Source organism: Trueperella pecoris (assembly GCF_014926385.1).
Taxonomy (GTDB): domain Bacteria; phylum Actinomycetota; class Actinomycetes; order Actinomycetales; family Actinomycetaceae; genus Trueperella; species Trueperella pecoris.
In genome coordinates this window covers 1,751,349-1,774,959 of record NZ_CP053291.1, presented here as the reverse complement: position 1 = coordinate 1,774,959, position 23,611 = coordinate 1,751,349, and the positions used below count along the sequence as shown (strand labels likewise).

The window sequence follows — 23,611 nt, the reverse complement described above, 5'->3', positions numbered from 1 at the left end:
GACAAGGAAAAATCAGGATATAGCAATGACAATCAACTTTGTGGTCGTAGTAACCGACGATCAAGGGCCATGGGCGACGAGCGAACACTGGCCAGAGCTTCGAACCCCGCATCTTGATGCCCTGTCGTCCCAGTCAACGGTCTTTGAAAACTACTACTGCGCTTCACCCGTATGCTCGCCGGCCCGTGGTTCCCTTTTGACCGGTCGGATGCCGTCAGCCCACGGCATCCACGATTGGCTAGTTGGAGGGCGACACCCCGATGATCGTGAAGAAAACTTCCTCTCCGACGTCGTGACTTTGCCAGAAGTACTCCAGGATCATGGCTATTCATGTGCGATGGTGGGCAAGTGGCATGTGGGCACATCGAAGCAACCGGCCGCAGGGTTCGATTACTGGTATGCGCATCGTTACGGTGGCGGCCCCTACTATGAAGCCCCGATTTGGGACGAAAATGGTCACGAGGCAAGTGAGCCAAAATACTTCACCTATGCCGTTGCAGATCGCGCCTGTGACTTCCTAGCAACGCGCGATAAAACTAAACCATTTTTCCTACTCGTCAACTTTACTGCCCCGCATTCGCCATGGATCGACAACCATCCGCAAGAGCTTATCGACCTCTACAAAGACACGGATTTCCCATCGATCCCGCGTGAAACTCCCCACCCGTGGACCAAGACATATAACGACTTTGCCGATGCCTTCGCTGACCCAGTTCCCAGCTTGCGCGGCTACGCGGCGTCGTTGACCGGCGTCGATCGTGCAGTCGGACAGATTAACGATGCCCTCGTTGCCCACGAGGCGGCAAATAATACCGTGTTTATCTATATGTCAGACAACGGATTTAGCTGTGGCCAGCATGGACTTTGGGGGAAGGGAAACGGCACCTATCCGCTCAATTTTTGGGAAAATTCGGTACGGGTACCGTGCATCGTGCATCTTCCTCAGCAGTCCGAGCGTCGCGACGTGCCTCAACATGTATCGGCATGCTCATTCTTTGAAACCGTCTGCGATCTTGCAGGGGTAAGCGCACCTGAGGATCCATTGCGGGCGGCCGGGTCAGTAGCGGCCCTTGTGCGTGGGGAGTCTGTGGAAAGTACGGATCCCGTCATGGTGTTTGACGAGTATGGTGGTGGGCGCATGATCCGCTACGGGGACTATAAATATGTTGATCGATTCGATGGGCCCCGTGAGCTTTACGACTTTAGCATCGACCCTGAAGAACGCCATAACGTTGCAGATACGCCAGAATACAGCGCCATCCAAGCGTGCCTCGCCGAGCGACTCACGCAATGGTTCGCTGACCACGAGACTGAGGTGAATCGGGCCTACCATCGTGATGTGCGAGGTCGTGGTCAGGTCCATCCTCCTCGCACGGGGTACGCTGATTCGCGCCTTTATGTGTTTGAAGAAGAATCGCTCGATGGTGACGACTCACATAAGGTAGGCGACGGACAGAAGTGATTATCGCGCGTATGGCCCCGTCCTTGTGTTGCGTGGGCCGCTCTAGAAAAAGCCGCGTGGGAAGCTCATCACGTTCCCTCATCTCGGCCGCTATTTTGAATACAATGACGTGTCGTAATTAGAGAAGGGGTGGGCGTGGCTCAGCATCGCGTGGTGATTGTAGGTTCCGGATTTGCAGGCCTGAAAGTGGCGCAACAGTTGAAAAAGGCGGATGTCAGCATAACTCTGATCGCCAAGACCAGCCATCACCTGTTCCAACCACTGCTCTACCAGGTGGCCACCGGCATCCTGTCCGAAGGTGACATCGCGCCCACCACGCGCGAGATTCTCCAGCGCCAGAAGAATGTTCAGGTGCGCTTGGGGCTCGTGGAGGACATCGACGTCGAACAGCGCAAGGTGCTCTGGCGCAACCACAACACCAACTACGAGACGCCGTATGACACGCTGATCCTAGCCGCCGGCGCCGGTCAGTCGTATTTCGGCAACGATCACTACGCCGTGTTCGCGCCCGGTATGAAGAGTATCGACGACGCCCTGGAGATCCGCGCCCGCATCTTTGACGTCTTCGAAAAGGCCGAGAACGAAACCGATCCCGAGGAGCGGGCCAAGCTACTTACCTTTGCGGTTGTCGGTGCCGGACCCACCGGCGTCGAGATGGCAGGGCAGATTCGTGAGCTGGCCTCACAGACGCTCCGCCACGAATTCCGCAATATCGATCCGGCCGAAGCCCGCGTGATCCTGATCGACGGCGCCGAGTACCCGCTGCCGGCATTTGGCCCGAAGTTGGGCAACAAGACTCGTGCCGAGCTTGAGGGGCTGGGGATCGACGTCGTCATGAATACGTTCGTCACCCACCTGGATAAAGACACTCTCACCATGAAGAATAAAGATGGTAAGGTCACCACCATCAAAGTGGCCTGCAAGGTGTGGGCGGCCGGGGTGCAGGCGAGCGAGCTGAGCCAGACGCTCGCCAAGCAGACCGGGGTGGAGCTTGACCGCGCCGGGCGCGTCGTCGTCGAAGACGATTTGACGGTGGCCGGACATCCGGAGATCTTCGTGCTCGGCGACATGATGAGCGTGCCGGGCGTCCCCGGCGTCGCACAAGGGGCTATCCAGTCGGCGAAGTTCGCGGCGCGGGTGATTTCGGCGCGCCTGAGTGACTCGGGCAACGCGGCAGCGCCCACCAAGTTCGTCTACCGTGACAAGGGCTCCATGGCCACGATTGCCCGCTTCAAGGCCGTGGTGAAGATGGGCAAGCTGGAGTTCACCGGGTTCTTCGCCTGGCTGTCGTGGTGCTTCCTGCACCTGCTGTACATCGTGGGCTTCAAGAGCCAAGTGGGTACGCTCCTGAGCTGGTTCACCTCCTTCATGTCGAACGCCCGTTCCGAGCGCACGACGACGAACCAGCAGCTCGTGGGCAGGCTCGCCCTCGAGCAACTCGGCAGCGGCTCGTCTGGAAAGCTCGTCGCCGGCGAGGGCATCGTTGGCGAGAACGTCGGCGGAGCTGGCGCTGGCGCGAAGGGTGCTGAGGGCGAGGCAACGCGGTAGTGACCATTTAGCGTCGTCGACAGACTGCCTGATCGAGAAGGAATCTTGAAAATGCGTTGCGACTCCTAGGAATCGTATAGCCGGAATGCGCGAAAAATATCGGAGAGATTCGATATGTTGAGAGGGTCGCCAGCGGATAGCTAGATGATGGTGGGAGGCAGCGCGGTGGGGATCGACGAAAGCAAGGATCTGCTTGCAGGTTTAGTTTCCGGTGAACTGCTTCTTCCTGATACTCCAGAGCACATCCGTGCATTAATTGCGGGTTTTGCTAGTGGGGTGTTCCTCGACCAGCTCGCCGATCAGTATTCCATGTCTGAAGACGAAATCCTGCATGTGCTAGAACATCATTTGCCATGCAAAGTTTTCGAAGTTAATGATGCGATTCGCGACGTCGAACAGGAAGCCAGTGATCGCCTCCTTGAGGTCAACCGTCGAAGAGTGCACGAGTGGTCAAAACAGAATGAAGGGCAGCCGATTGCGAATGCGGCACATGCTCTGAACCTGCCGGAATCGCAAGTTCGAGCGCTACTTGGTGTACGTAAAGAATTGCATCCTGCCCACCAATCCAATGTGCCAAATGGCAATACTCGGCCGGTCGTTGCCTCGCGTCTTGCGAAAGTTTCTGGCCTTGCTAAGGCTGCACAGTTGGCTACCGAGTCGGGAATAATTAGCGCCCCCGGCGTGGCTCGCCGCCCCTTCACAGCAAGTAACAATGGCTACGAGCCGAAGAAGAAAACTCCGAGGGAGATCGCCTCAGAAAAATTCCCGGATCTTCCGCGGCCTATTCCCCATGAGCTTGAAGACATCCTTGTGCACGCAGAGATGGATCTGAGCGACCTGTCGAACCGCGAACTCTTCGACGAGTGGGCAGCCGGTCGATGGATAGCTTCAGCGGGCCAACTCGAGGCTCGCACACAATCCACATGGGAGGAATTGGTTCACGAGTTTCGGCAGGCTAGAACTGACGCTGGGAGACCGAGGACCACGCACCTGGCGGTCTTAACGCAAGTAGTCGGACACCCTTCGAAATCCGGCCCGACGTTATTTCACGTGAACAGATCCTAGAAGCCCTTCACCATAGCGGTGAACCAATCGAAGAAGCCGAAAAGCTCCTCGCACGGTTACGCAGCGGATCGGCTGGTACATCACCCGTTCTCACACGGGATGATCATGCCGTGATCCTCTATGCCAACGGAGCGACACTAGAAGAAGTGGGGGAGCAACTAGGCGTAACCCGGGAACGAGCCCGGCAAATCATCAACAAACAATCGCCGGTGCCGACAGCGGATATTAGGAGCGCGTTGGCAACAGAGAAAACGTACTATGCCACGTGGCGTGAATTGTGTGAAATTGATGCTCTTGAAAAGTGGTCCACGCAGAACATCGGCATCGCCATCGAGCGGGCCGAGGTGCTTTTCAATCTGCCGATCGCCATCATCCGCAAGAGGCTAGGTGTGCGCCATAAATTCCATCCAAGCGAAAGAAAAGCAGAGCCACAGGGATATTCCGATGCCGAGCTCCTCAGTTTGCTCAGGCAATTCCATGAAGAGACCGGTTCAACAGTCAGTGCAGAATTTGAACGATGGTCGACGAATCAAGGTGGCCCAACCCGGCAGCCTCTCATGATTCGCTTTGGAACGTGGAACAATGCGCTTCGCGAGGCCGGGATTGATGACGTTGAGGACATCGTCCGGGACCGGCTCTATACGGATCGAGATTGTTGGGCGTGCGTGATCGAGTATCTACGCAGGGCCGAATCGGACTACACATTCGCGGACTTTAGCGAATGGGTAACGGCAGACGTGTATAGGCCGTCACCTGCCACTGTGCGGAATCGGCTTCTCGTGCGATGGTCTGACATGGTTGAGACGGGCTTAGCGGTTTTGGCAGGTAGGCAAACAAAATATGGGATGCGCTGGGCTGCCGATGTGCAACGGCTGCGTGACTGGAGAGAATTGGTAACCAGCCGTGACGGCCGGCATGACCACATTATTCCCGTTGACGTTCTACGCGAAGCATGTGAAGAGCTTGGGGTGCCTCTTACTACCGTTAGATACGACGAGTGGTCGCAAGCAACTGAGAAACCACGCTCCGCGAAATTGACGAGAATTTCTGGGAAGAAGTGGAATGACCTGCTTATTGAGGCTGGCATTCCATTGACAACTAAACAAGCGAGGAAAATGGCTGACGAGGCTAAGAAGCGTGCGACTATTCTGCCGGGCGGATAGCTCATACTCGGCGGTGGCTTCGCTCGTGAGAATCGATGTCGCTTCTGCGAGTGTTTGACTGTCTTCTTTTGCGACTTTATTCAAGGTGCGGTGTTGGCATCTCGCGACCCGCAGGCCGAACAGCTGAGGGAGCCGGGACGTATAAGGGTTATCCGTTCCGCTCGTCTGAAGCTATTCATCTTTAGCGGTTAAAGGTGATAAGTTTTTGCTTGTGTGAACGGTTATTCCTTAAAGGAGGTGCAAGGTGGGAACGTATGTGACGGGATTGTGGGAGGCGAACCTGAGCCTTCCTGGGCGTGCGAATCGGCGGGGTGGTGAGTACAGCATCTATATCCCGGACTTCCTTACTACCTTGCAATTCCAGCTTGATCCTAAGCTGAGCGCCCATCTTGCGGCTGTCGAACGCCGAGTACAAAACCTCATTGCGACGGAGGGAGTCGCGGAACTCGAGGACCTGTCCCGTTTCCTACTGCGCTCTGAGGCCATTGCTTCTTCGCAGATCGAAGGGATTCTCCCCGCCGCAAAGCAGGTTGCGCTTGCCGAGATCGGGGAGGCGGAGGATGTTCGCGGTATTTCTGACGCCGCAAAGCTCGTCGCCCGAAACATGACGGTGGTCCGTGAGTCATCCCAAAGGCTTGCGCAGGCTGACGTTGTAACGGCGAGCGACCTCGTCGGCCTTCAGACTGCGCTTCTAGGCTCCGATAACCCTTCGATCGGAATCCGTACCGTTCAAAACTGGGTGGGCACCTCCAATTACCATCCGATAGGTGCCGACTATGTGCCGCCTTCCCCGGATCGTGTGCCGGAGTTGCTCGAGGATCTACTGACTTATCTCAATGGCGCAACGCATGGGCCGTTGATCCAGGCGGCGTTGGTTCATGCTCAATTTGAATCGATCCATCCGTTCACCGACGGTAACGGAAGGGTCGGGCGTGCTCTCATCCACACGGTCCTCACCCGGCGTGGCCTCACTCCGAGCCGCGTGTTGCCGGTGAGTTTGGTGCTCTCAACATTCCGGGATACGTATGTGCAGGCGCTCAACGCCCTCCGGTTCGAGGGCAATGGCACGACGCCGGAGAACGCCCACGCAATCAATGCGTGGATTGAGCTTTTCGCGACTGCCGTTGACCATGCGGTGACGCAGGCTGAGGAACTCCGTGAGGACATCCGGCAGCTGCGCCGGCAGTGGAACGAGCAGCTGGACTCTTACCGTGAGGCGCACGGCTACACCCGTAGGCTTCGCTCCGACTCGGCGGTGGCGCAGATTCTGCAGCGCCTTGCCGGATCCCCTGTTCTGACGATCAAGACGGCGAGTCAGATTCACGGGATGTCACCCCAAAAAGCCTCGGATGCGCTCACCCAGCTCAAGGAAGCGGGTGTCATGAGCACGCGCAGTATTGCCCGTGGCACGCAGGCCTACATTGCCCAGGACGTGCTCGATTTGGTGACGCATGCTGAGCGGGCTCTCGCATCTACGAGGTTTGACACGCGCGTGAGTCCGCCGAATCGTCCGGTTCCAGAGCGTCCCTTCGGTACTCGGTGATGATGGCCCTGGGAGGTCTTGGCGTCAGGCCAGATTTTTCGTGATCCAGACCTTGATGATCAGCTGTGTTTGTGGGGCTAGTTTCTTGAATGCTTTGTCAAAATGGTGAGTTGTATGGATCTCATAGGTCATAGCCCAAGTTCGTCCCATAGCTCGTTGATCGGGCGCGTCTTGAAGTGGCCTGATTTCTTTTGGTCCTCATATTCTGCAAACACGCAAAGATCGTATTCGTTTTCGATGCGCTCGATGACCGTTTGTCGAATCATCTCGGACACGCTTGTGTTGGTGTGTTTCGCGAATAACTTAAAGAGGGCGAGCTCGTCTTCGGGAACTCACAGGCTGATTGTCGGCGTGGGTGACCTCCTCGCTCTGTAATACAATCGTAATGCGGAGCCTGGTGGCTGTCGAGATTGCGCTACAGTTCTTCGCTGAGCGGGCGCTGGTGATGCATGAATAAGCTCTCCAGCGCCGCCTACCCGAGCTCGTCACTGAAGAAGTCTTCGTCCATCTCGTAGAGGGTGAATTCGTGGGCTTTCTGCACCCCGACCCCATAGGCGAGCATCAGCTCGGTCAGCTTGATCCCGTCGATGAGGACGATTTTGCCGTGCCGGTAGCCGGCGGCGGTCTTGATTGCGCGCGGCTGGAAGGTGGAGGTGGTGATGAAGACACCGAGGTTTGCCCCGCGGGTGTCGAGCGCGCCGATGAAGTTGCGGATTTCCGGGTCGCCGACCTTGTTCGTGTCCGCGTAGCGTTTGGCCTGGATGTAGATGTTGCTCAGTCCGAGTGCGTCTTGCCTGATGACGCCGTCGATACCACCGTCCCCGGACTTGCCCACGCGTTGCTTTTCGCCGTGGGTTCCGCCGTATCCCATGGCCCACAGCAGGTCCACGACCGCTCGTTCGAAGAACGCCGGGTCAGCGTTTTGCAATCGCCGGCGCAGGTCGGTTTCGGTTTGGGCGTTGAAGGAGCGTTCGGCGTCGAGCATGGTTTCGATCGGGTCGACGACGCCGTCGCCACCTTGCGCCGTGACGTCCGGTGTCTCTTTGCGGGCTTTGATCTCCTCTTGGTAAGCGCGCCATTCGGGCCACTCGAGCATGTCTCGTTCGGAGTAGGAGGAGAGCCCACGACGGGCGACGGAACGGCCATCGTCGGTGATGCGGTAGTGGCCGCGTCGGGGACGCTCGACGAGCGCGGCCTTGACGAAGGAAGACAGCGCCCAGTTGATGCGGTTGGCGTATCGTGGCTGGCCCGACGGGACGAGTTCGGCGAGGGCCTCATCGGAGAGGCGCATGTGCTCAGCGACGAGCTCGACGATCTCGGCTACGGAACGCTCCTGGCCGTCTGCCAGGACGCCGAGGGTGGCGGTCCGGAACTGGTCGATGGTGGGTGTCAGGTCGGTGGGCATGGAAATCCTCGTTGATCTGCTGGAGTGTAGGGCGGGTGAACGCGCGGGACTGCCTTCCAAACTAGCACGTCGCCTGCCCGGGGGCGGGGTTGAAGGCGCTCCCGCTTAGCCACGCAGAATAAGAGGACAGTCGATTTTGTGTGCTGTAGGCATAAAGGGCAACCGATTAGGTGATATTCAGCTCTCCAACTTGACTATCGCCGCAACAGAAATAATGGAAACTGAAGCAAACGGCTAGTAAAGCAATCTGGAGCACTAAATTTTCGTGAAACTAACTAAGGTGAATTCTATCGGATTTGAAGACTTGAACGAGAGATTGCCCGATTCGATATACGGCCCCTGCTGGCTCAGGGTATCCTCTGAGTAAGCAGGTAAAGCGCTAGAAATTGAAAAACTTCGAGAGGGGTAAGTGCACTTATGGGGTACAAGTCTATTATCGCATTTTTTAATAACAAGGGTGGGGTTAGTAAAACAACTACGTGCTTTAATCTGGGTTGGAAACTTTCTTCGCTGGGATACACAGTGGTGCTTGTCGATGCGGATCCACAATGTAATTTGAGTGGGCTTGCGCTTGACGTTGAAGATAATGGCACTCACAATCAGGCGTACCAAAATTATGCACAGAGTAATCTTTACGATTCGCTTCTTCCTGCCTTGAAAAGTACTGGATCTAAATTACGTGCACCTGAGCTTCAAAGGGTAGCTTCAAATCCGAAACTGCTCCTTTTGCCGGGGAGTATCAAGTTGGCCGAAGTCGAAACTCAACTGGCTACCGCGTTAAATATGGGATCTATGTTGCCTGCAATGCAAAATGTTCCGGGAAGTTTTGGGGCGCTCTATGAATTAATATTTGAAAAATACGACGCAGATTTTATCCTCATCGATATGAGCCCGAGCCTTGGCGCGCTCAATCAGGTGAATTTTCTCAATTCGGATTATTTTATAGTTCCGATGTTTCCCGATATCTTCTCAGTAATGGCGCTGGAGAGCCTATCGGAAGCAATTCCTGGCTGGGTTAACTGGTCACAAAAGATCCAGGCGCTTCAGATGTTTTCTGACAGTGATCTGGTCTATAAGTTTGAACCGCGCACCCCTAAATACCTCGGAAGTGTAATACAAAGGTATCGGCCGAGAAACGGAGTGCCAACCCAGATGTTTGAGCAGTATTTCAACATGCTGCTCGACACCACGGAAAATACATTCATCCCGCGAATGAGAGAGTGCGGACTCACCTTAGATCCAGCTATTCAGGCGGAGTATGTGAGTGACTATCGGTTGGCTGAAATTCCAGATTTCAATTCGCTGATCGCTTCCTCGCAACAGGCACATAAGCCTGTCTTCGAGCTTAAAGAAAGTGATTTGACCACCTCCGGTGCCGCGGCATCTAGCCAACTAAATAACATCCATAATTTCGATAGAATATTCACCGATTTCGCTAATACCGTGGTGGGAATTGTCAAGGAAGCAAGTGCTAACTACTGATCGTGCAACACGCTTGCGTTGGCGACTCGAGAGGATGAAATCAGTTCTGAATAGAGCTTCGGAACTTGCTCAGATTGGTGACGTAGCTCTGGGGCCACTTCCATTTTCCGCGGAAGCGATAGCCGATATTCAGCGTAGCTCGGTGATGTTCCTAGTCGCCGCTACAGATGAGTTTTTCAAGAACTATTTCTTCGAAATCGCAGCGGGTTATCTTCAGGGTAATATCGCTATATCCGGTAAGGTTAAGGCGAAGGTCTCCGTTGCGACAGTCTCCTGTTTTCTAGATTCGAGAAACTCTAGTTTCGTGTTTCCTTATATGGAGGGATTGGGCCTAGCATCTTTGTCAAAGGACCTAGAACGGGACAATTTTCAGTCGTATGAGGATATTACCCGGAAGCTCGCGGAACTTGCCTTGCCAAAGATGAAAGATCTTATTCCGATTGCGGAAGAACGGGAGGCGTTCAAACAAGCGTTAGGGACACTTGCGACCGCTCGGCACATTATCGTTCACCGAGCTGGAAGCATTGATACAATTTTGGGAGTATCCGATGACACGGAAAGTGTTCGAGCTATTGTAGGTTCCTTTTCGGATTATTCGTATGATCTATCGCGAGGATGTGAAAGGATCGTCGAATCTACTATTAGTTTGTTGGAGAAGGCCTGAATAGTGTCAAGTCCGGGTTGAAGTGTCCCGAGTTTGCTTCCTAGGCGTTTGCCCTGGTTTTCATTTTCTCTGATGCGTCGGTGATGTGCCAGTAGTCGTTCTCGATCTCGAGCGGTGTGCGGTACCCTAGGGCTTGGTGTAGGCGGGTCTCGTTCCACTAGGTCACCTTGGGAAGCGAGTCCAGATACGTTACTCCGCTTTCACAGCCGGCGTCCGCCTGCTTTGATACTGTTTATCCAGGCAAATAATCATCATGTATTAATCGCCAAATTCGATCACATCGACGTGAACCTACGCTTGTAAGGATGGGACATTGGATAAGAACCAAGGCGCTTTCTCGGAAGAAAAAGCAACTGACGAGTTGAACGGAATGTCCCTGGATTCGCAGCGGGAAACGGCACGTAGTGCGGGTGCTTTTGATGAGCTACTGGTGCAGCTGCGTCAGATGAGTGATTCTGAGCGTGCCAAGGGCAATCTGTTTGAGCAGCTGGTTCGTACGTATTTGAGTAACGATGCTCAGATGAAGGCGCAGTTTGCGCAGGTGTTGTTCTGGCGTGATTGGGTTGAGGGTGGCCTAGCTGGTCGCCCTGATACGGGGATTGATCTGGTGGCGATCGAGCACGATGACATGCCAGCAGATGGCGTCGTGAAGGCTGATACGCCGGCGGTTGCGATTCAGTGCAAGTTTTACGCCTCGGGTACGTCGATTCAAAAGGCTCACGTGGATTCTTTCCTCTCAGAATCGGGCAAGGCTCCATTCAAACGTCGTATTTTTGTGGAGACGACGGGGGCTCCGTGGGGCGCGAATGCTGAAGAGGCGGTTCGAGGCCAGCACCTTCCGGTGAGTCGCATTGGCCTCACGGATTTGCGCAACTCTGATATCGACTGGAGCAGCTACGATCTCGAAGCGCCGCAAGTGGCTCCCGAAAAGCAGGCTCGCAAGATGCTGCGAACGCATCAGGTTAACGCGATTCGTGATGTGATGGAGGGCTTTGCTTCTCATGATCGCGGAATGTTGGTGATGGCTTGCGGTACTGGAAAGACTTTTACTTCTCTGAAGTTGGCTGAGAAGCTGGCGGAGCAGAACGGCGGCTCGTTGCGCATGATGTTCATGGTGCCTTCGCTTGCGCTTATGAGCCAGACTCTTCAGGAGTGGAGCACGGAAGCGTCTATTTCTTTTGATGCGTGGAGTGTGTGCTCGGATACGAAGGTTAACAGGAAGCGTGCTGAGCGCCAGGATTTGGCCGATTTCTCCGTGGTGGATTTGAAGACGCCGCCGACTACCGATGCGCAGAAGCTTGCCGATTCTCTTGCACGTGCCAAGTTTGACGCCGGGTTGCAGGTAGTGTTCTGCACCTATCAGAGTATTGATATTGTGCATCAGGCTCAGGAGATGTCTGGTGATGATTGGCAAGATTTCGATCTGATCATTTGCGATGAAGCCCATCGAACGACGGGCGTGAAACTGGCTGATGAGGACGAGTCGGTATTTACCCGTGTTCATGACAATTCGTATGTGCGTGCTGATAAGCGCCTGTACATGACGGCGACTCCACGGATTTACCAGCCGAACGTGAAGAATCTGGCGAAGGAACGCGAAGCTGTTCTGACTTCGATGGACGACGTCGAAGTGTATGGCCCGGAGTTCCACCGGCTTGGGTTCGGCGCGGCCGTGAGCCAGGGACTGCTGACCGACTACAAGGTCGTTGTGTTGGCGGTTCCCGAAGAGCAGATCGCAAAGCAGTTCCAGCTGACCGAGGGGCAGGCGTATGGAGAGCTGAAGTTGAATGACGTCGGCAAGCTGGTGGGCTGTTGGAACGCGCTGTCGAAGCGTCGCAATCCTTACAGCGATGCGACGTACAGTAGCGATGCTGTGCCGATGAAGCGTGCGGTGGCTTTTGCCAAGGATATTAATGCCTCTAAGCAGATTTCCCAGGAGTTCCCTGAGCTGGTGCGTGTGCATCTGCAGGATCTCACCAACGATGACGAGACCGATAATCTCGAGGTTCAGTGCGAGCATGTGGATGGCTCGATGAATGCTATCGAGCGTGGTGAGGCTCTGGATTGGCTTAAGGATGAGCCGGGGAAGGAGCATCCGGTCTGCCGCATTCTCACCAACGCTAGGTGTCTTTCTGAGGGCGTCGATGTTCCGACTCTCGACGCCGTATTGTTCTTGAATCCGCGTAATTCCCAGGTGGATGTAATCCAAGCCGTGGGCCGTGTGATGCGTAAGGCAGAGGGTAAGGAATTTGGATACATTATCTTGCCCGTTGCGGTTCCTGCGGGTATTGCCCCTGAAGAGGCGCTGAACGATAACGAGCGTTTCAAGGTGGTCTGGCAGGTTCTTCAGGCGATCCGTGCTCATGATGAGCGATTTGACAACACGATTAATTCGATCGAGTACAACAACGCTCGCCCGGAGAACATCTTGGTGGACGTGGTGGATCTTTCTGGCACTCCAGCATCGGGGATGTTCGATGGCTCGGCTCCTGGCGACGAAGATTCGGGTAGTGCTCCAGATCAAGGAACAACGACTCAGGGCACGTTCATCTTCCCGGCTGCTGATTGGAAGGACGCTGTTTATGCGAAGATCGTGAAGAAGGTCGGTACGCGTGAGTATTGGGATGACTGGAGTGCGGATATTGCGGATATCGCTTCGCGTTACATTAACTTGATCGAGAACCTTTTGGAGGAGCCTGAGAATCAGGATGCGTTTAAGGTGTTCGTTGAGTCCCTGCAGGCCACCCTTAATCCTGCGATTGACGCGGCTCAGGCGGTGGAGATGCTGGCTCAGCATCTGATTACCAAACCGCTATTTGACGCGATGTTCCCGGATCAAGAGTTCACTGCGCAAAACCCGGTGAGCATCGCGATGCAGGGAATCGTTGACCGCCTGGCCGCATATACGGTGTTTGAGAAGGAACGTGAGCCGCTGGCTGCGTTCTATGAGACGATGACGGAGAAGATCCGTGGCATCGATAACCTTGCGGGCAAGCAGGACATCATGCGTACGCTTTACGACAAGTTCTTTACGAAGGCGTTCTCACGGATGCAAGACCGTCTCGGTATCGTCTTTACCCCGGTGGAGGTGGTGGACTACATCCTTCATTCCGCTGAGGCAGTTATGCAACGCCACTTCGGCAAGAGCCTTGCCGACGACGGCGTGGCGATTATCGAAACTTTCATGCCACAACGGATACAAACGCGCGCGAACCTCGTTTTAGCGGTTTGATTGGTTCATTGACTTATGACGTCGATATTTGTTCGGTTTCCGCAATTCTACTGGCTCGCTGATCCAGAGTGCTTTCCAGAGCTCACACAGGACCCTGATCTAGCGGATCAGCTTGATAACCCCCGTCACGCGGACAAGCACAGCGTGAACTGGGCCGGAGTTGGCTCGATTGTTCAAGACATTGGAAATCGACTGGTTACAGGCGAGTACAGAGAAGACCCTGACGATCCAGACTGGGCGGAGGTTACTGTTACCTGCGGGAGTCTTTCGGAGGCAGAAAAAGAGATTGTGAACCGCTGGTTTAAGCATGGTGTCTGTCCTTGCGGTGATCCTCCATATCTGGAGAACGGGCGTCACCGACTGTGGAACTGTTGGTCTGCGAATAAGGACCTAATGTTACCGGTCGAATCTCCGCTTCTTTGTGCGACCCTCGAACCGGATGATTCGCCTGTGCATGATGTCTTGCCCTGCGAAGCCCGAGCCAAGCTGAATGTAGTGAGTGACGCCGTTCGAGATCGCAATTCTGCATATGTGGACAGACTTATCAAACTTTCATCACGCTGTGCGGTCGACGACCCGCATGACGGTGATTCCTCAAGCGCAACGGTTAGCATTACCCCTCATGTTGATGAAGCAACTAACTGCGGTGTTTTCAGCGCATTAAAAAGATGGTACGAGCGCTTACGTTCTAGGTGATTTTTCCCTCACGGTTGCCCGAAGCTGCATGTCACTGGAATCTCCTGGCAAGATCCGTCGCGGAACTGGAAAGTCACGGCGCCGTCGGTGCTGACGGTGCCTTTGTCGAGGAGGGTGACGCAGAGGTAGGGGCTGAAGAGCAGCTGATCGACGTTGAGCTGGGCGGTTTCCTGTTGGTAGTAGCGGTAGGCGGCAAGCCGGTTGTGCTTGTTTTGGATCTCGGCGACCACGGCGGCGTGCTCAGCTAACAGGGTTTGGTGTTGTTGGTGGGCGGCGTTGAATATCTTCTCGTAGGCCTGTTGGTCTTGGGCGACGCGTGCGTTGCGGGCGATCAGTGATTCGAGTTTCTTTGCTACCTGGTCGATCTGAGCGATCAGTCCGGCAGCTTCGACTTCGAGGTCACTGGTATCGAGCGCGTCTAGCACGGCGTGGTTGACGGTGGCGTCGGCTGGTGACCCGAAGCGGAGGCAGATGGCCTCGACGAACATGTCCTTGAGGCGTCCATCGTCGATGTGGCCGGTGGCGCACTTGGTGTCGCCTTTGTATTTGTGGCCGCAGCGCCAGATGACCTTTTCGTATTTGCTGCCTGCATGCCAGGTTTTCGAGCCAAAGAAGTGCCCGCACTGGCCGCACTCGAAGGTGGATGAGAACGGGCGGGTTCGGTGCTGCGTCCGCTGATTCGTGGCGCCTTTGGCCAGTTCGGCTTGGACGAAGTCCCACACTGCTGGGCTGATGATCGCTTCGTGGCTGGCGGTGACGTAGTACTGGGGCACCTCGCCTTGGTTGATGACCTGCTTCTTTGTCAGGAAGTCAGCAACATAGGACTTTTGCAGGAGGGCGTCGCCCTTGTATTTCTCGTTGGTGAGGATTGAGCGTACCGATTGGTAGTGCCAGGTTTTGTTGCCTGCTGCGGTGTACGTGTTCGGTTCATCCGTGAGGGTGCGGGCGATTGCGCCGATGGACATGCCGCCTAAGTACATGTTGTAGATGCGGCGCACGAGCTTGGCTTGCTCGGTGTTGATGACCAGGTTTCCGTCCTCGCCTTTGTCGTAGCCGAGGAACCGGGAGTACGGGATGGTGACTTTCCCGTCGGCGAAGCGTTTACGGTGCCCCCAGGTGACGTTCTCGGAGATGGAACGGGCTTCTTCCTGTGCCAGCGAACTCATGATCGTGATGAGGAGTTCGCCTTTGGCATCGAAGGTCCAGATCCCTTCCTTCTCGAAGTAGACCTCCACTCCTTTGTCTTTGAGTGCCCTCACTGTGGTGAGCGAGTCAACGGTGTTGCGGGCGAAGCGGGAGACGCTCTTGGTGATGATCAGGTCGATCTGGCCGTTGAGCGCGTCGGCGACCATCTGTTGGAAACCGGCACGGTGTTTGGTGGAGGTGCCGGTGATGCCTTCGTCGGTGTAGACCTGGACCAGTTGCCAGCCTGCGTGCTCGGTGATGTAGCGGGTGTAGTAGTCGACTTGGGCTTCGTAGGAAGTCAGCTGATCGTCATGGTCGGTCGACACGCGGGCATACCCGGCGACCCTGCGCACAATTGTTTGCCCGAGCGGGGTGCCGGTGTGCAGGGCACGGGTGGCGGGGATCGCGGTGACTGTGCGGGCCATTTAGCGTTCGCCTCGCTCGGCACGTAGACGCGCGGCTTCGGCGGCAGCCACCGCTCTGTATTTGGCTAACGCTTCGGGTGGTGTTGGTGCTTGCCGGGGGTTGTCCAACCCGAGCCTTTTGGCTTCGGCCCAGCGGGCACGCACGAGTTCACCCCAGGCGGCTTTCTTAGCGGGGGTCCACGAGTTCTTCTTCAGCTGGGGATCCCAGATACGTACGCACGTCGTGCCGTCCGTGAGGTGGAAGGTGAGACGGTCTTTGCCTTCCACATCGATGTGGTCTAGCCGCTCAGCCACAACATCGTCGTCGAAGGAGTCGATCCCCAGGACCTCAGCAATGACCTTCTTGAGTGCGGTGTCTGAGAGTTCGCGGGTGCCACAACTGTTGGCTCGTCCACTTCTGCGGTTGGTACATATCCAGCGCTCGGTGGTGATGTTGTGTTGGGTGCGCGGGTTGCGCTTTGCCCGCACGAACGATCTGTCGCAGGCCACACACCTGATCTTTGACGTGAGCGTGACCGTGTTGATCGCCCAGTTCGCCTTCGCTCCGAGTTCTCTGCGTCGGGCGATCTCGGTTTGGACGGCGTCGAAGGTGGCATGGTCAATGATCGCGGGGATCGCGTTTTTTACCAGATACTGCGGTAGTTGACCCGTGTTGCGCACCGCGCGGCCGGGCCTACCCTCAGGCGTAGACCACCGGCCCAGAAGCAGGTCGCCGGTGTAGGCGGGATTCTTCAGGAGGTGGCGTACCCATTCGCCGGGCAGTTTGTTGTCGGCCAGGTGCGGGACCCGGCCTTCGGTGATGAGTTGGGCGGCCATCTTCTCGCACGAGACCTTGTCCATGTATTGGGCGAATATCCAGCGCACCACCTCGGCCTCGTCTTCAATGATCTGCACGTCGGTGCCGTCAGCTGAGTCGGTGTAGCCATATAGGTGGAAGCCGTTGGCCTTGCCTTCCTCGAAGCCTGTCCAGACCCGCCACTTCACGTTTTGGCTGATCTGTTCTGATTCTGCCTGCGCGAACGAGGCGAGCAGGGTGAGCATCAGCTCCCCGTCGGCACTGGTTGAGGAGATGTTCTCCTTTTCGAACCGCACCTCCACTCCGAGTTCTTTGAGCTCCCGGACGGTTTCGAGCAGGTCAACGGTGTTGCGGGCGAACCTTGAGATGGACTTGGTCAAGATCAGGTTGATCTTGCCTGCCCGCGCCAGAGCAAGGAGTTCTTGGAACTGGGGACGGTTCGTCGTGGTTCCAGAGATGCCAGAGTCAGCGAAGACCCCGGCGAACGCCCAACCGGGAGTGCCGCAGATGAGCTGCTGGTAGTACGAGACTTGGCTGGACAGGCTTAGCGGTGTGCGTTCGGTTTCTGCGCTGATCCGGGCATAGGCTGCCACGTTCACGACCTGAGAAGTATTGGTCGGTGGCGGGGTGATTTGCTCCATTCTCTTCACGGTGTTTCTCCTAGTCAGACCGGGTTTTCAGGTTGTATCCATACATCACTCAAACCCTCCAGATAGTCAACGAAACAGGCTCTTTGAAGCCCGGCAAGTGGCGCATCTGTCTGCTCTAGTTGAGCACATACCGTTATGGCTTCCTCTGGGGTGAGGAGGCCGCGTCCCAGAAGGTTTTTGATGTCCTCAAGTTGGTGGTGCGCGCGTAGTTCAGCAGCGAGGTTCACCGCTTTCCACCTCGGGTGCGGAAGCGGTGCTGGATAAAGCACGGATGGCAGCAGTACTTGCGCTTCGTCTGGCCTGTGCGAGCGACGGTGACCTGTTGGTGACAGTTCGCGCACACCACCTCTTCAGTGACAACGGTGCGATGGGTGGCCCACCAAGCCCGGTGGCAAGGTGTGGAGCAAAACTTCGATCCGGCCCGCAGCTCGATTGGGTCGCAGCAGTGCAAACACCACACCCCTACTGGGTCCTGGACCTGCTCAATATCCGGGTCGGCGGTGATGTTATGTCGAAGACAGTAAGTTTTGACGCTGTTAGCGTTCAGGTCCAGGTGCGCAGCAATTCGGGAGTACGCAACCCCGGCAGCGCGCATCGTCTGGATGTGGCGGCGATCAGTCTGGTTCAAAGCCATCGCGAACGAGCTCCTCGCAAGTGGACGAAACGTGGTCGCCCATACGCCGCTCGCAGCACCCGTAACCGGACAGCGAACACAAAACTCTTCCCGCCGCTATCGCGCATTGAGGTCAGAGTTGGTGCGTAAATGCGGTCGGGACAGATATTCTGATGTTCTATTCACAATGCGGTGAAGAGTCGTTGGGTGGCTGGTGCGCTTCCTTGCGAAAAGTCCAGATCGGCTTTCGAACCGCCTTATCCGGGGTGGGTGATGAGGACGAACGAAGATTTGAATTTGCCGCTGTTTCTTGGTGGCCAGTCTTATCGAACCTGCTCAGAGTGCGGCTCCGACTGCATACCTGACCCATTCATTGCGGGAAAGAGTGAGGGGATCCGCGTCGCGTTTATCTGCCCGGATTGTGGTGTGCACTCAGTGATCGACCCCTTCGAGCATCTGCGATAGCGAATCGGCCTGTAAACGCAGAAAAGGCCCCGCCACCACCCAACAAGGGGGTGATGACGGGGCCAAAGCTCAGCGACTGCGCGCTACCTATCGGATGCCGAGCTTATGGTTCACGCGCGCCTGCACGGCGGCATAGTTCGCACCGAGCCTGCGCTTACGCTCCTCACCGTTCCCATAGTCGCCACGAATGACGGCGTCAGCCAGAGCATCGATGTTCACGGCAGGCTTTGCAGTGTTCTCTCCTGCGAGTTTCTCGTTGACGCGTTTCTGTACGGCCGCGTACTGAGCACCCAAGCGGCGCTTGCGATCCTCACCGTTGCCGTACTCGCCACGAATGACGGCATCAGCCAGGGCGTCAATGTTGCCGGTAGGTGGGGCGGGCTTGGCTGCAGGTTTCGGTGTCGGTGCAGGTTTACCTGCCAGCTTCTCGTTGACCCGTGCCTGCACTGCCGAGTACTTCGAGCCGAGCTTGCGTTTGCGCTCCTGGCCGTTGCCGTACTCGCCACGGATCACCGCATCAGCAAGTGACTCAATGTCAGCGGCAGGTGCATGTGCAGGAGTGGGTTTGTTGCCGGTGCGGAGTTGGTTGGCGCGAGTCACGATCTGATCCATACGCGGCCACAGGTAGGGGCCTGGGCAGTCCGTGGCAGCGAATTCACGGTGCCCGCGAATGTTCGACCGGTTCAGTGCGCCCCAGCCGTAGCGGTTGGACAGGTCGGCTGCGAGTCTGGCGAGGGTTTCCATCTGCGCTGCTGTTGCTTGCCCCTTGGGGCTGATGACGGTTTCGACCGTGACCGATGGCGCATCAGCAGAGAAGCTGCCGGAGGTCCAGGGCCGGTATTCTTCGGGGACGATACCCACCAGGCTGCCGTCTCGGCGCAGCACATACGTGCAGGACACGTCGCGTCCGTACTCGTGGGAGCGTGAGAGCAGGCGCACGTTCGATTCGTCGGTGCCGCCAGCGGTGTAGTGGATGATTAGCCGGGTGATCCGGTTTCCTGACCGGGAGGAGTAGTTCTTCGTGGAGACGGTGTGCTTGCACAGGGGTGAGAAGGTCATGAGTTTTGCTCCAGTTCAGGTGTGGTGTGGTTGGGGTGGTTTTCCAGGTCGGGTTTGCCTTCGACGTCACGGGTGATCAGGTCCAGTGCGCGCCGGATCTGCCTGGGCACGGGAAGCCCTAACCGGGTGGTGTTTTCCAGCAGGGAGATGCCTTCGTTGGACAGGTAGAACACGATGGTTACGGTGCGCAGCACACCGGGGGTGCCGATGACGTGTACATCGAGCAGGTGGGCAAGGCCAATGAGTGCGAACAGCACGATCTTTCGGCTAATGCCTTTGAATCCGATCGCGCTCGACACCCGGCGTTCAGCGATCGCGGCGAGCACACCGGTGATGTAGTCAGCGAACACGAACGCGACGAGGGCGTAGATCAGGCCATCGAGTCCGCCCAGGAATCCGCCGATCGCGGCTGCAACTCCGGCGAGGCCGGTTTGGATCGTGGCCCAGATAGCTTTGAGCGACATGGGGCTCCTTTCACAAGAGTTGGGCACACGACAAAGCCCGCACCCAAGCAGCGGGGTGCGGGCGTTCGGGGTGGGCCAGATGGTTTACAAGTTGGGGTTGGTGAGTACTTCCAGGATCGGGTCAGTTAAATCCAGTCCGCCTGTCGATGGCTTGACCTCCTCGACCGGGATTGGGGCGTCCTTGGCTGGTGGGACGGGGACGGGGTCGGGCGAGGCGGGTTCGATCGGATGAATTACCACCTCCTGAGGCAGTTCACTCACGGGTCTCACTGCCCTGCGTATTCGCGGCTTCCCCCAGCGCGGCCTCCACAGCGTCGTAGAGCACGTTGTATGCCTCGGCGCTCTGTCCAGACAGCGACTCGTCATAGTCGGAAAGCAGTTGTGCAACATCAGCGAGATGGCCGGTGTAGGTGGGGCCATCGACCTCCGCCACGGAGTCCAAGAGCTGTTCTCGCAGGGTGAGGAACTCGCCCAGGTCGGTGCCCTCAGCGAGCTGGAAGGTGCCGTCCTGGCCGATGAAGGGTTTACCGGTGTCATCGAGGATGGCGTGGGCGGTGACGAGGTCGTATTCGTCGGCCCCGAACCGCAGCTGCGCATCCTTGACCAGTTCCAGCAGCTTGGAGCGCGCCCGCGACTGAGCGGGGCGTAGCTCCATAGCCTCTAAAAGGTCGTGGATGGGGCCGAGGTGGCGGTTGGTAATGAGTAGGCGCATTATGGGGCCCTTTCTAGGCGAGGGTGGTGGACATGGTCGACAGGCCGGTATTGGCGTAGTTCTTCCAGGTGATGTTTGAGCCGGAGCCTGAGATAGAGACGATCCAGCCGTAATTCAATCGGCCAATGAGCGAGTTGACTCGGGTCATCAGGTCTTTGACCCTGTCAAAGAGTCGTGACATGTTGTAGAAGGTGCCGTTGGTTGTGACCAGCAGGTCGTAGGTGTGGAACCCGATCCGTGCCAGCCCGTTCGAGCCCGAGAGTGTGGCGTAGGTGCCTTTGCCGGTGAAGGTCACGTCTTGGAACATGACGTAACGGGTGTCGGAGGTGTAGACCTTGTTGCCGTTCATCCGCAGGTCAGCTCCAAGGTGGATACCGGCGCGTCCGTAGAACCGGCCCTTCGGATCCAAGGTGAGGCACGTGTAGTAGTCGCCCGAGGAGGTCGTCTGGTAGCTCCAGGCTATGTAGTCTCCCCGGTAAGCGAGCTGGTTGACGATGCCTTGGATATCGGCGGCGTCCTTCTTCGCTCGCCTGGCCATTTCCCCGATGTAGCGGGTCCCGTACCAAAACTTCAGACCAGCAGAAGTGATCGTCCCTTCCAGGCTCGTCCCCGAATACCATCCGATCTGGGTCGGGCTAATGCGAATACTGGAATTCCACCCGGCAAGGCCAACTTGGATCGCATTGGTGGCGAGCTTGTCTGCGGTGATTGACCCTGCCCCGATGCGGGCTGCCGACAGGGTGCCGGTGGTGATCTTTCCCGCATCCAATGCTGCGATCTTCGCCGACGTGACTGCCGCATCTGCGATCATCGCCGTCTTGATGAACCCGCTGGCAATGGTGAGCTTGTCGCTGGTAATCGAGCCTGCTGCGATCCTGGCTGCTGCGAGTGTCCCGGTGGTGATCTTCGACGCTGACAGGGAGGCGATCTTCGCGTCCGTGATTGCGGCGTTTGCGATCATCGCGGTCATGATGAACCCGCTGGCGATCGTGAGCTTGTCGCTCGTGATCGAACCTGCCGCAATCCTCGCCGCTGACAGGGTGCCGGTCGTAATTTTGGCTGCCGACAGGGAGGCGATCTTCGCGTCTGTGATTGCGGCGTTTGCGATCATCGCGGTCATGATGGTGCCCTCATCGATCGTGGTTGCACCGCTGATGTGGATACGGCTCCCGCTGATGAGGATGGTCTCTGGCGAGAGGTTGATTTGCGAGATGATCTCGCCCGCTTTGACCCGTAGGTTCAGATCGTTTGAGAGCATCGACAGTGACGACGACAGGTCCTGGTCTGCGTTGGTGAGCTGCAAGAACCACGCTTCGCTGCTGTCGTAGGTCTGAGCGGCACTCTGGTACGCCTCATCCGCTCGAGCATGTGCTTGGCTGATGAGTTCGTCGTACTGTTCCACTTGCGCGGCAGCCTCATCGGCAGCCAGTTCGGCTTCTGCAGCTTTGGCTTCCGCACCCATCGCGGCCTGTCGTGCCTGATCGATGTCGGCTTCGGCTAAGTCCATCCGGGTAGAAACAGCCGTGGCGGTGGCCTTCGCTTCGTCAGCGGCCTGCTGTGCGGCCTCAACCTCGGCGCGGGCAGTAGCGAGCTCTGCGGTGACCTGTGCGTGGTTCAAGTCGGTGGCCAGCGCCACCCAGCCAGGTTCGCCGGTGTCGGTAATTTGGTAAACCCAAATCTCGACGTTTTCGCCGTTGTTTCGAAACCAGGTGTCCCCAAGCCGAGCCGTGGCGGGGTGTATGGGTCCGTAGTGGTTGGTGGTTTTCCCGTCCGCTGATGCCAGCGCGACACCAGCCAAGTCCTGGGCCACTTCAGCCGCGTTTACTGCTGAGGTGATTTGTCGGGTGATGGAGGTGAATTTTCCTGCTACCGAGCCTAGCTCGACCGACACATAGGTTCTGGTGAGTGGGTCGTAGCCGTAGCCGACGACTCGTGCGGTCAGCGCGACGCCGAGGTCGGCGTGGCGCACGGTGACCGTGTCACCCAAAATCACGGTTTCGAGGTCAGCGAAGTCGGCGTACTCCTTGGTGGTGGCGAGCTCGACGAATGACACTGTGTAGGAGGCGGCAGGCTCATCCACACGGCCTTTGGTGAACTCTGCGTGTGCGGCTTCGCGCAGTAGGGTGTGGGCGTCGTCGAGTGGGACTTCGTCCTCACCGGGACGCTCGGGGTTACTAATTGCTTTGATGTGTGGGTAGCGGATAACCCGGATACGTGGCGTCACATACGTGTCAAGTTTGGGCGAGTCAATGTAGAGCTCGGGCAGGGTGATTCCGTCATAGCCGACCGGCACGACCCGGGTGACCACGCTGGTGAGGTCCACGACGGATTGGTAGCCTGTGAGGTTCTTCCGGTCCCGGATCACAACGCCACGGTCCTGGCCGCGCTGGGCAGAGTGGTGGATATGCCAGTTGTCGCGCGTGATTTCACCTGCCCAACGGGAGGCGAAGGTGTTGTCTTGACCGGTGTCCATGAGCGCAGACGCGAGACTCATCCGGACGAGTCGAGCTGTGGCTCTGGTGGCGGTGTCGGAGCTGGTTGCGGTAAACCCGTGCGGGGTGGTGGCGGCGTGCAGGAGCTGATCGAGGGCTCCCTTGGCGGTCTTGTTTACCACGAACGTGTCGGCGATGAAGTTCCCCGCCAGGTCGTAGAACACATGAAACGCCGTGACTTCGAGGAGCCCGTCGAGCGTGGTGGTGACTTCGTGGATGCGGAACCCCTGACGAACTTCGTTACCCGGCACAGGAGCGGCCACAATCGTCTCGAGGGTGAGCTTCTCGGCAAGGGGGCCGTCCGCCGGATACACCAGGCTCAGCGCGTACTGGCCGTCAAGCTCCTCCACCACACGGGCTTCAATAATGTGGGGGTCGAGGAGCCCAAGCCCGGTGGCGGTGAATGAGGTGGCATTCGGTGCGTGAACAGTCAGCATCGCCAGTGTCCTTTCCTAAGACAACAAAACCCGCGATGCACAGCAGCACGCGG

Annotated in this window: 16 protein-coding genes and 1 pseudogene; 8 read left to right on the top strand and 9 right to left on the bottom strand. The window is 57.1% G+C overall.

Features of this window, described 5'->3' with window-relative positions:
- The first annotated feature begins 25 nt into the window (after window positions 1-25).
- From HLG82_RS08195 to HLG82_RS08175, 5 genes are all read left to right on the top strand, one after another.
- The gene (locus HLG82_RS08195) at window positions 26-1,462 is read left to right on the top strand and encodes a sulfatase-like hydrolase/transferase (RefSeq protein ID WP_193326358.1); all 1,437 of its coding nucleotides are present in this window, start codon (window positions 26-28) and stop codon (window positions 1,460-1,462) included.
- Between the two features lie 135 nt (window positions 1,463-1,597).
- Window positions 1,598-3,010, top strand: coding sequence for an NAD(P)/FAD-dependent oxidoreductase (locus HLG82_RS08190; RefSeq protein WP_193326357.1), 1,413 nt, complete (start codon window positions 1,598-1,600; stop codon window positions 3,008-3,010).
- A 165-nt stretch (window positions 3,011-3,175) separates the two neighbouring features.
- Window positions 3,176-4,075 (top strand): hypothetical protein, encoded by a 900-nt coding sequence (locus HLG82_RS08185; protein ID WP_193326356.1) that lies wholly within the window; start codon window positions 3,176-3,178, stop codon window positions 4,073-4,075.
- Between the two features lie 110 nt (window positions 4,076-4,185).
- Complete coding sequence (locus tag HLG82_RS08180; RefSeq protein ID WP_193326355.1) at window positions 4,186-5,238, top strand: homing endonuclease associated repeat-containing protein; 1,053 nt, start codon at window positions 4,186-4,188, stop codon at window positions 5,236-5,238.
- 244 nt (window positions 5,239-5,482) lie between these two features.
- Window positions 5,483-6,781, top strand: coding sequence for a Fic family protein (locus tag HLG82_RS08175; protein WP_193326354.1), 1,299 nt, complete (start codon window positions 5,483-5,485; stop codon window positions 6,779-6,781).
- A gap of 128 nt (window positions 6,782-6,909) precedes the next feature.
- On the opposite strand, the pseudogene relB reads toward HLG82_RS08175, so the two are convergent.
- A pseudogene (gene relB, locus HLG82_RS08170) lies at window positions 6,910-7,101 on the bottom strand (type II toxin-antitoxin system RelB family antitoxin); the annotation flags it as partial.
- Window positions 7,102-7,253: 152 nt separating this feature from the next.
- Window positions 7,254-8,186 (bottom strand): restriction endonuclease, encoded by a 933-nt coding sequence (locus tag HLG82_RS08165; RefSeq protein WP_193326353.1) that lies wholly within the window; start codon window positions 8,184-8,186, stop codon window positions 7,254-7,256.
- A gap of 417 nt (window positions 8,187-8,603) precedes the next feature.
- On the opposite strand from HLG82_RS08165, the gene HLG82_RS08160 reads away from it, so the two are divergent.
- The 3 genes from HLG82_RS08160 to HLG82_RS08150 all read left to right on the top strand — a co-directional run bounded on the left by HLG82_RS08160 (window position 8,604) and on the right by HLG82_RS08150 (window position 13,564).
- Window positions 8,604-9,668 carry a ParA family protein gene (locus HLG82_RS08160; protein ID WP_193326352.1) on the top strand — a complete coding sequence of 355 codons (1,065 nt, stop codon included), beginning with the start codon at window positions 8,604-8,606 and terminating at the stop codon, window positions 9,666-9,668.
- Between the two features lie 34 nt (window positions 9,669-9,702).
- A complete protein-coding gene (locus HLG82_RS08155) occupies window positions 9,703-10,332 on the top strand; it encodes a hypothetical protein (RefSeq protein WP_193326351.1) in 630 nt (209 codons plus the stop codon).
- 313 nt (window positions 10,333-10,645) lie between these two features.
- On the top strand, window positions 10,646-13,564 hold the full coding sequence (locus HLG82_RS08150; protein WP_255313872.1) for a restriction endonuclease: 2,919 nt from the start codon (window positions 10,646-10,648) through the stop codon (window positions 13,562-13,564).
- 704 nt (window positions 13,565-14,268) lie between these two features.
- On the opposite strand, the gene HLG82_RS08145 is transcribed toward HLG82_RS08150, so the two are convergent.
- From HLG82_RS08145 to HLG82_RS08115, 7 genes are all read right to left on the bottom strand, one after another.
- Window positions 14,269-15,870 carry a recombinase family protein gene (locus HLG82_RS08145; RefSeq protein WP_193326350.1) on the bottom strand — a complete coding sequence of 534 codons (1,602 nt, stop codon included), beginning with the start codon at window positions 15,868-15,870 and terminating at the stop codon, window positions 14,269-14,271.
- A complete protein-coding gene (locus tag HLG82_RS08140; RefSeq protein ID WP_193327784.1) occupies window positions 15,871-17,307 on the bottom strand; it encodes a recombinase family protein in 1,437 nt (478 codons plus the stop codon).
- A gap of 1,174 nt (window positions 17,308-18,481) precedes the next feature.
- Window positions 18,482-19,453 (bottom strand): N-acetylmuramoyl-L-alanine amidase, encoded by a 972-nt coding sequence (locus HLG82_RS08135; protein WP_193326349.1) that lies wholly within the window; start codon window positions 19,451-19,453, stop codon window positions 18,482-18,484.
- Window positions 19,450-19,917, bottom strand: coding sequence for a phage holin family protein (locus tag HLG82_RS08130; RefSeq protein ID WP_193326348.1), 468 nt, complete (start codon window positions 19,915-19,917; stop codon window positions 19,450-19,452). The genes HLG82_RS08135 and HLG82_RS08130 overlap by 4 nt, the downstream gene beginning before the upstream one ends.
- An 84-nt stretch (window positions 19,918-20,001) precedes the next feature.
- Window positions 20,002-20,178: an acetyl-CoA carboxylase gene (locus HLG82_RS08125; protein ID WP_193326347.1), complete on the bottom strand. Its 177-nt coding sequence runs from the start codon at window positions 20,176-20,178 to the stop codon at window positions 20,002-20,004.
- Window positions 20,171-20,629, bottom strand: a complete 459-nt coding sequence (locus HLG82_RS08120; RefSeq protein ID WP_193326346.1) for a DUF1617 family protein — start codon at window positions 20,627-20,629, stop codon at window positions 20,171-20,173. Before HLG82_RS08120 ends, HLG82_RS08125 begins: the two co-directional genes overlap by 8 nt.
- Before the next feature lie 13 nt (window positions 20,630-20,642).
- Complete coding sequence (locus HLG82_RS08115) at window positions 20,643-23,558, bottom strand: phage tail spike protein (protein WP_193326345.1); 2,916 nt, start codon at window positions 23,556-23,558, stop codon at window positions 20,643-20,645.
- Between the last annotated feature and the right edge of the window lie 53 nt (window positions 23,559-23,611).

What these genes read in the sequence shown, in the direction of transcription:
- HLG82_RS08130 (WP_193326348.1), bottom strand. Translation starts at nt 19,917, where the DNA reads ATGTCGCTCAAAGCTATCTGGGCCACGATCCAAACCGGCCTCGCCGGA.
- HLG82_RS08195 (WP_193326358.1), top strand. Translation starts at nt 26, where the DNA reads ATGACAATCAACTTTGTGGTCGTAGTAACCGACGATCAAGGGCCATGG.
- HLG82_RS08155 (WP_193326351.1), top strand. Translation starts at nt 9,703, where the DNA reads ATGAAATCAGTTCTGAATAGAGCTTCGGAACTTGCTCAGATTGGTGAC.
- HLG82_RS08115 (WP_193326345.1), bottom strand. Translation starts at nt 23,558, where the DNA reads ATGCTGACTGTTCACGCACCGAATGCCACCTCATTCACCGCCACCGGG.
- HLG82_RS08165 (WP_193326353.1), bottom strand. Translation starts at nt 8,186, where the DNA reads ATGCCCACCGACCTGACACCCACCATCGACCAGTTCCGGACCGCCACC.
- HLG82_RS08135 (WP_193326349.1), bottom strand. Translation starts at nt 19,453, where the DNA reads ATGACCTTCTCACCCCTGTGCAAGCACACCGTCTCCACGAAGAACTAC.
- HLG82_RS08160 (WP_193326352.1), top strand. Translation starts at nt 8,604, where the DNA reads ATGGGGTACAAGTCTATTATCGCATTTTTTAATAACAAGGGTGGGGTT.
- HLG82_RS08145 (WP_193326350.1), bottom strand. Translation starts at nt 15,870, where the DNA reads ATGGCCCGCACAGTCACCGCGATCCCCGCCACCCGTGCCCTGCACACC.
- HLG82_RS08140 (WP_193327784.1), bottom strand. Translation starts at nt 17,307, where the DNA reads ATGGAGCAAATCACCCCGCCACCGACCAATACTTCTCAGGTCGTGAAC.
- HLG82_RS08120 (WP_193326346.1), bottom strand. Translation starts at nt 20,629, where the DNA reads ATGCGCCTACTCATTACCAACCGCCACCTCGGCCCCATCCACGACCTT.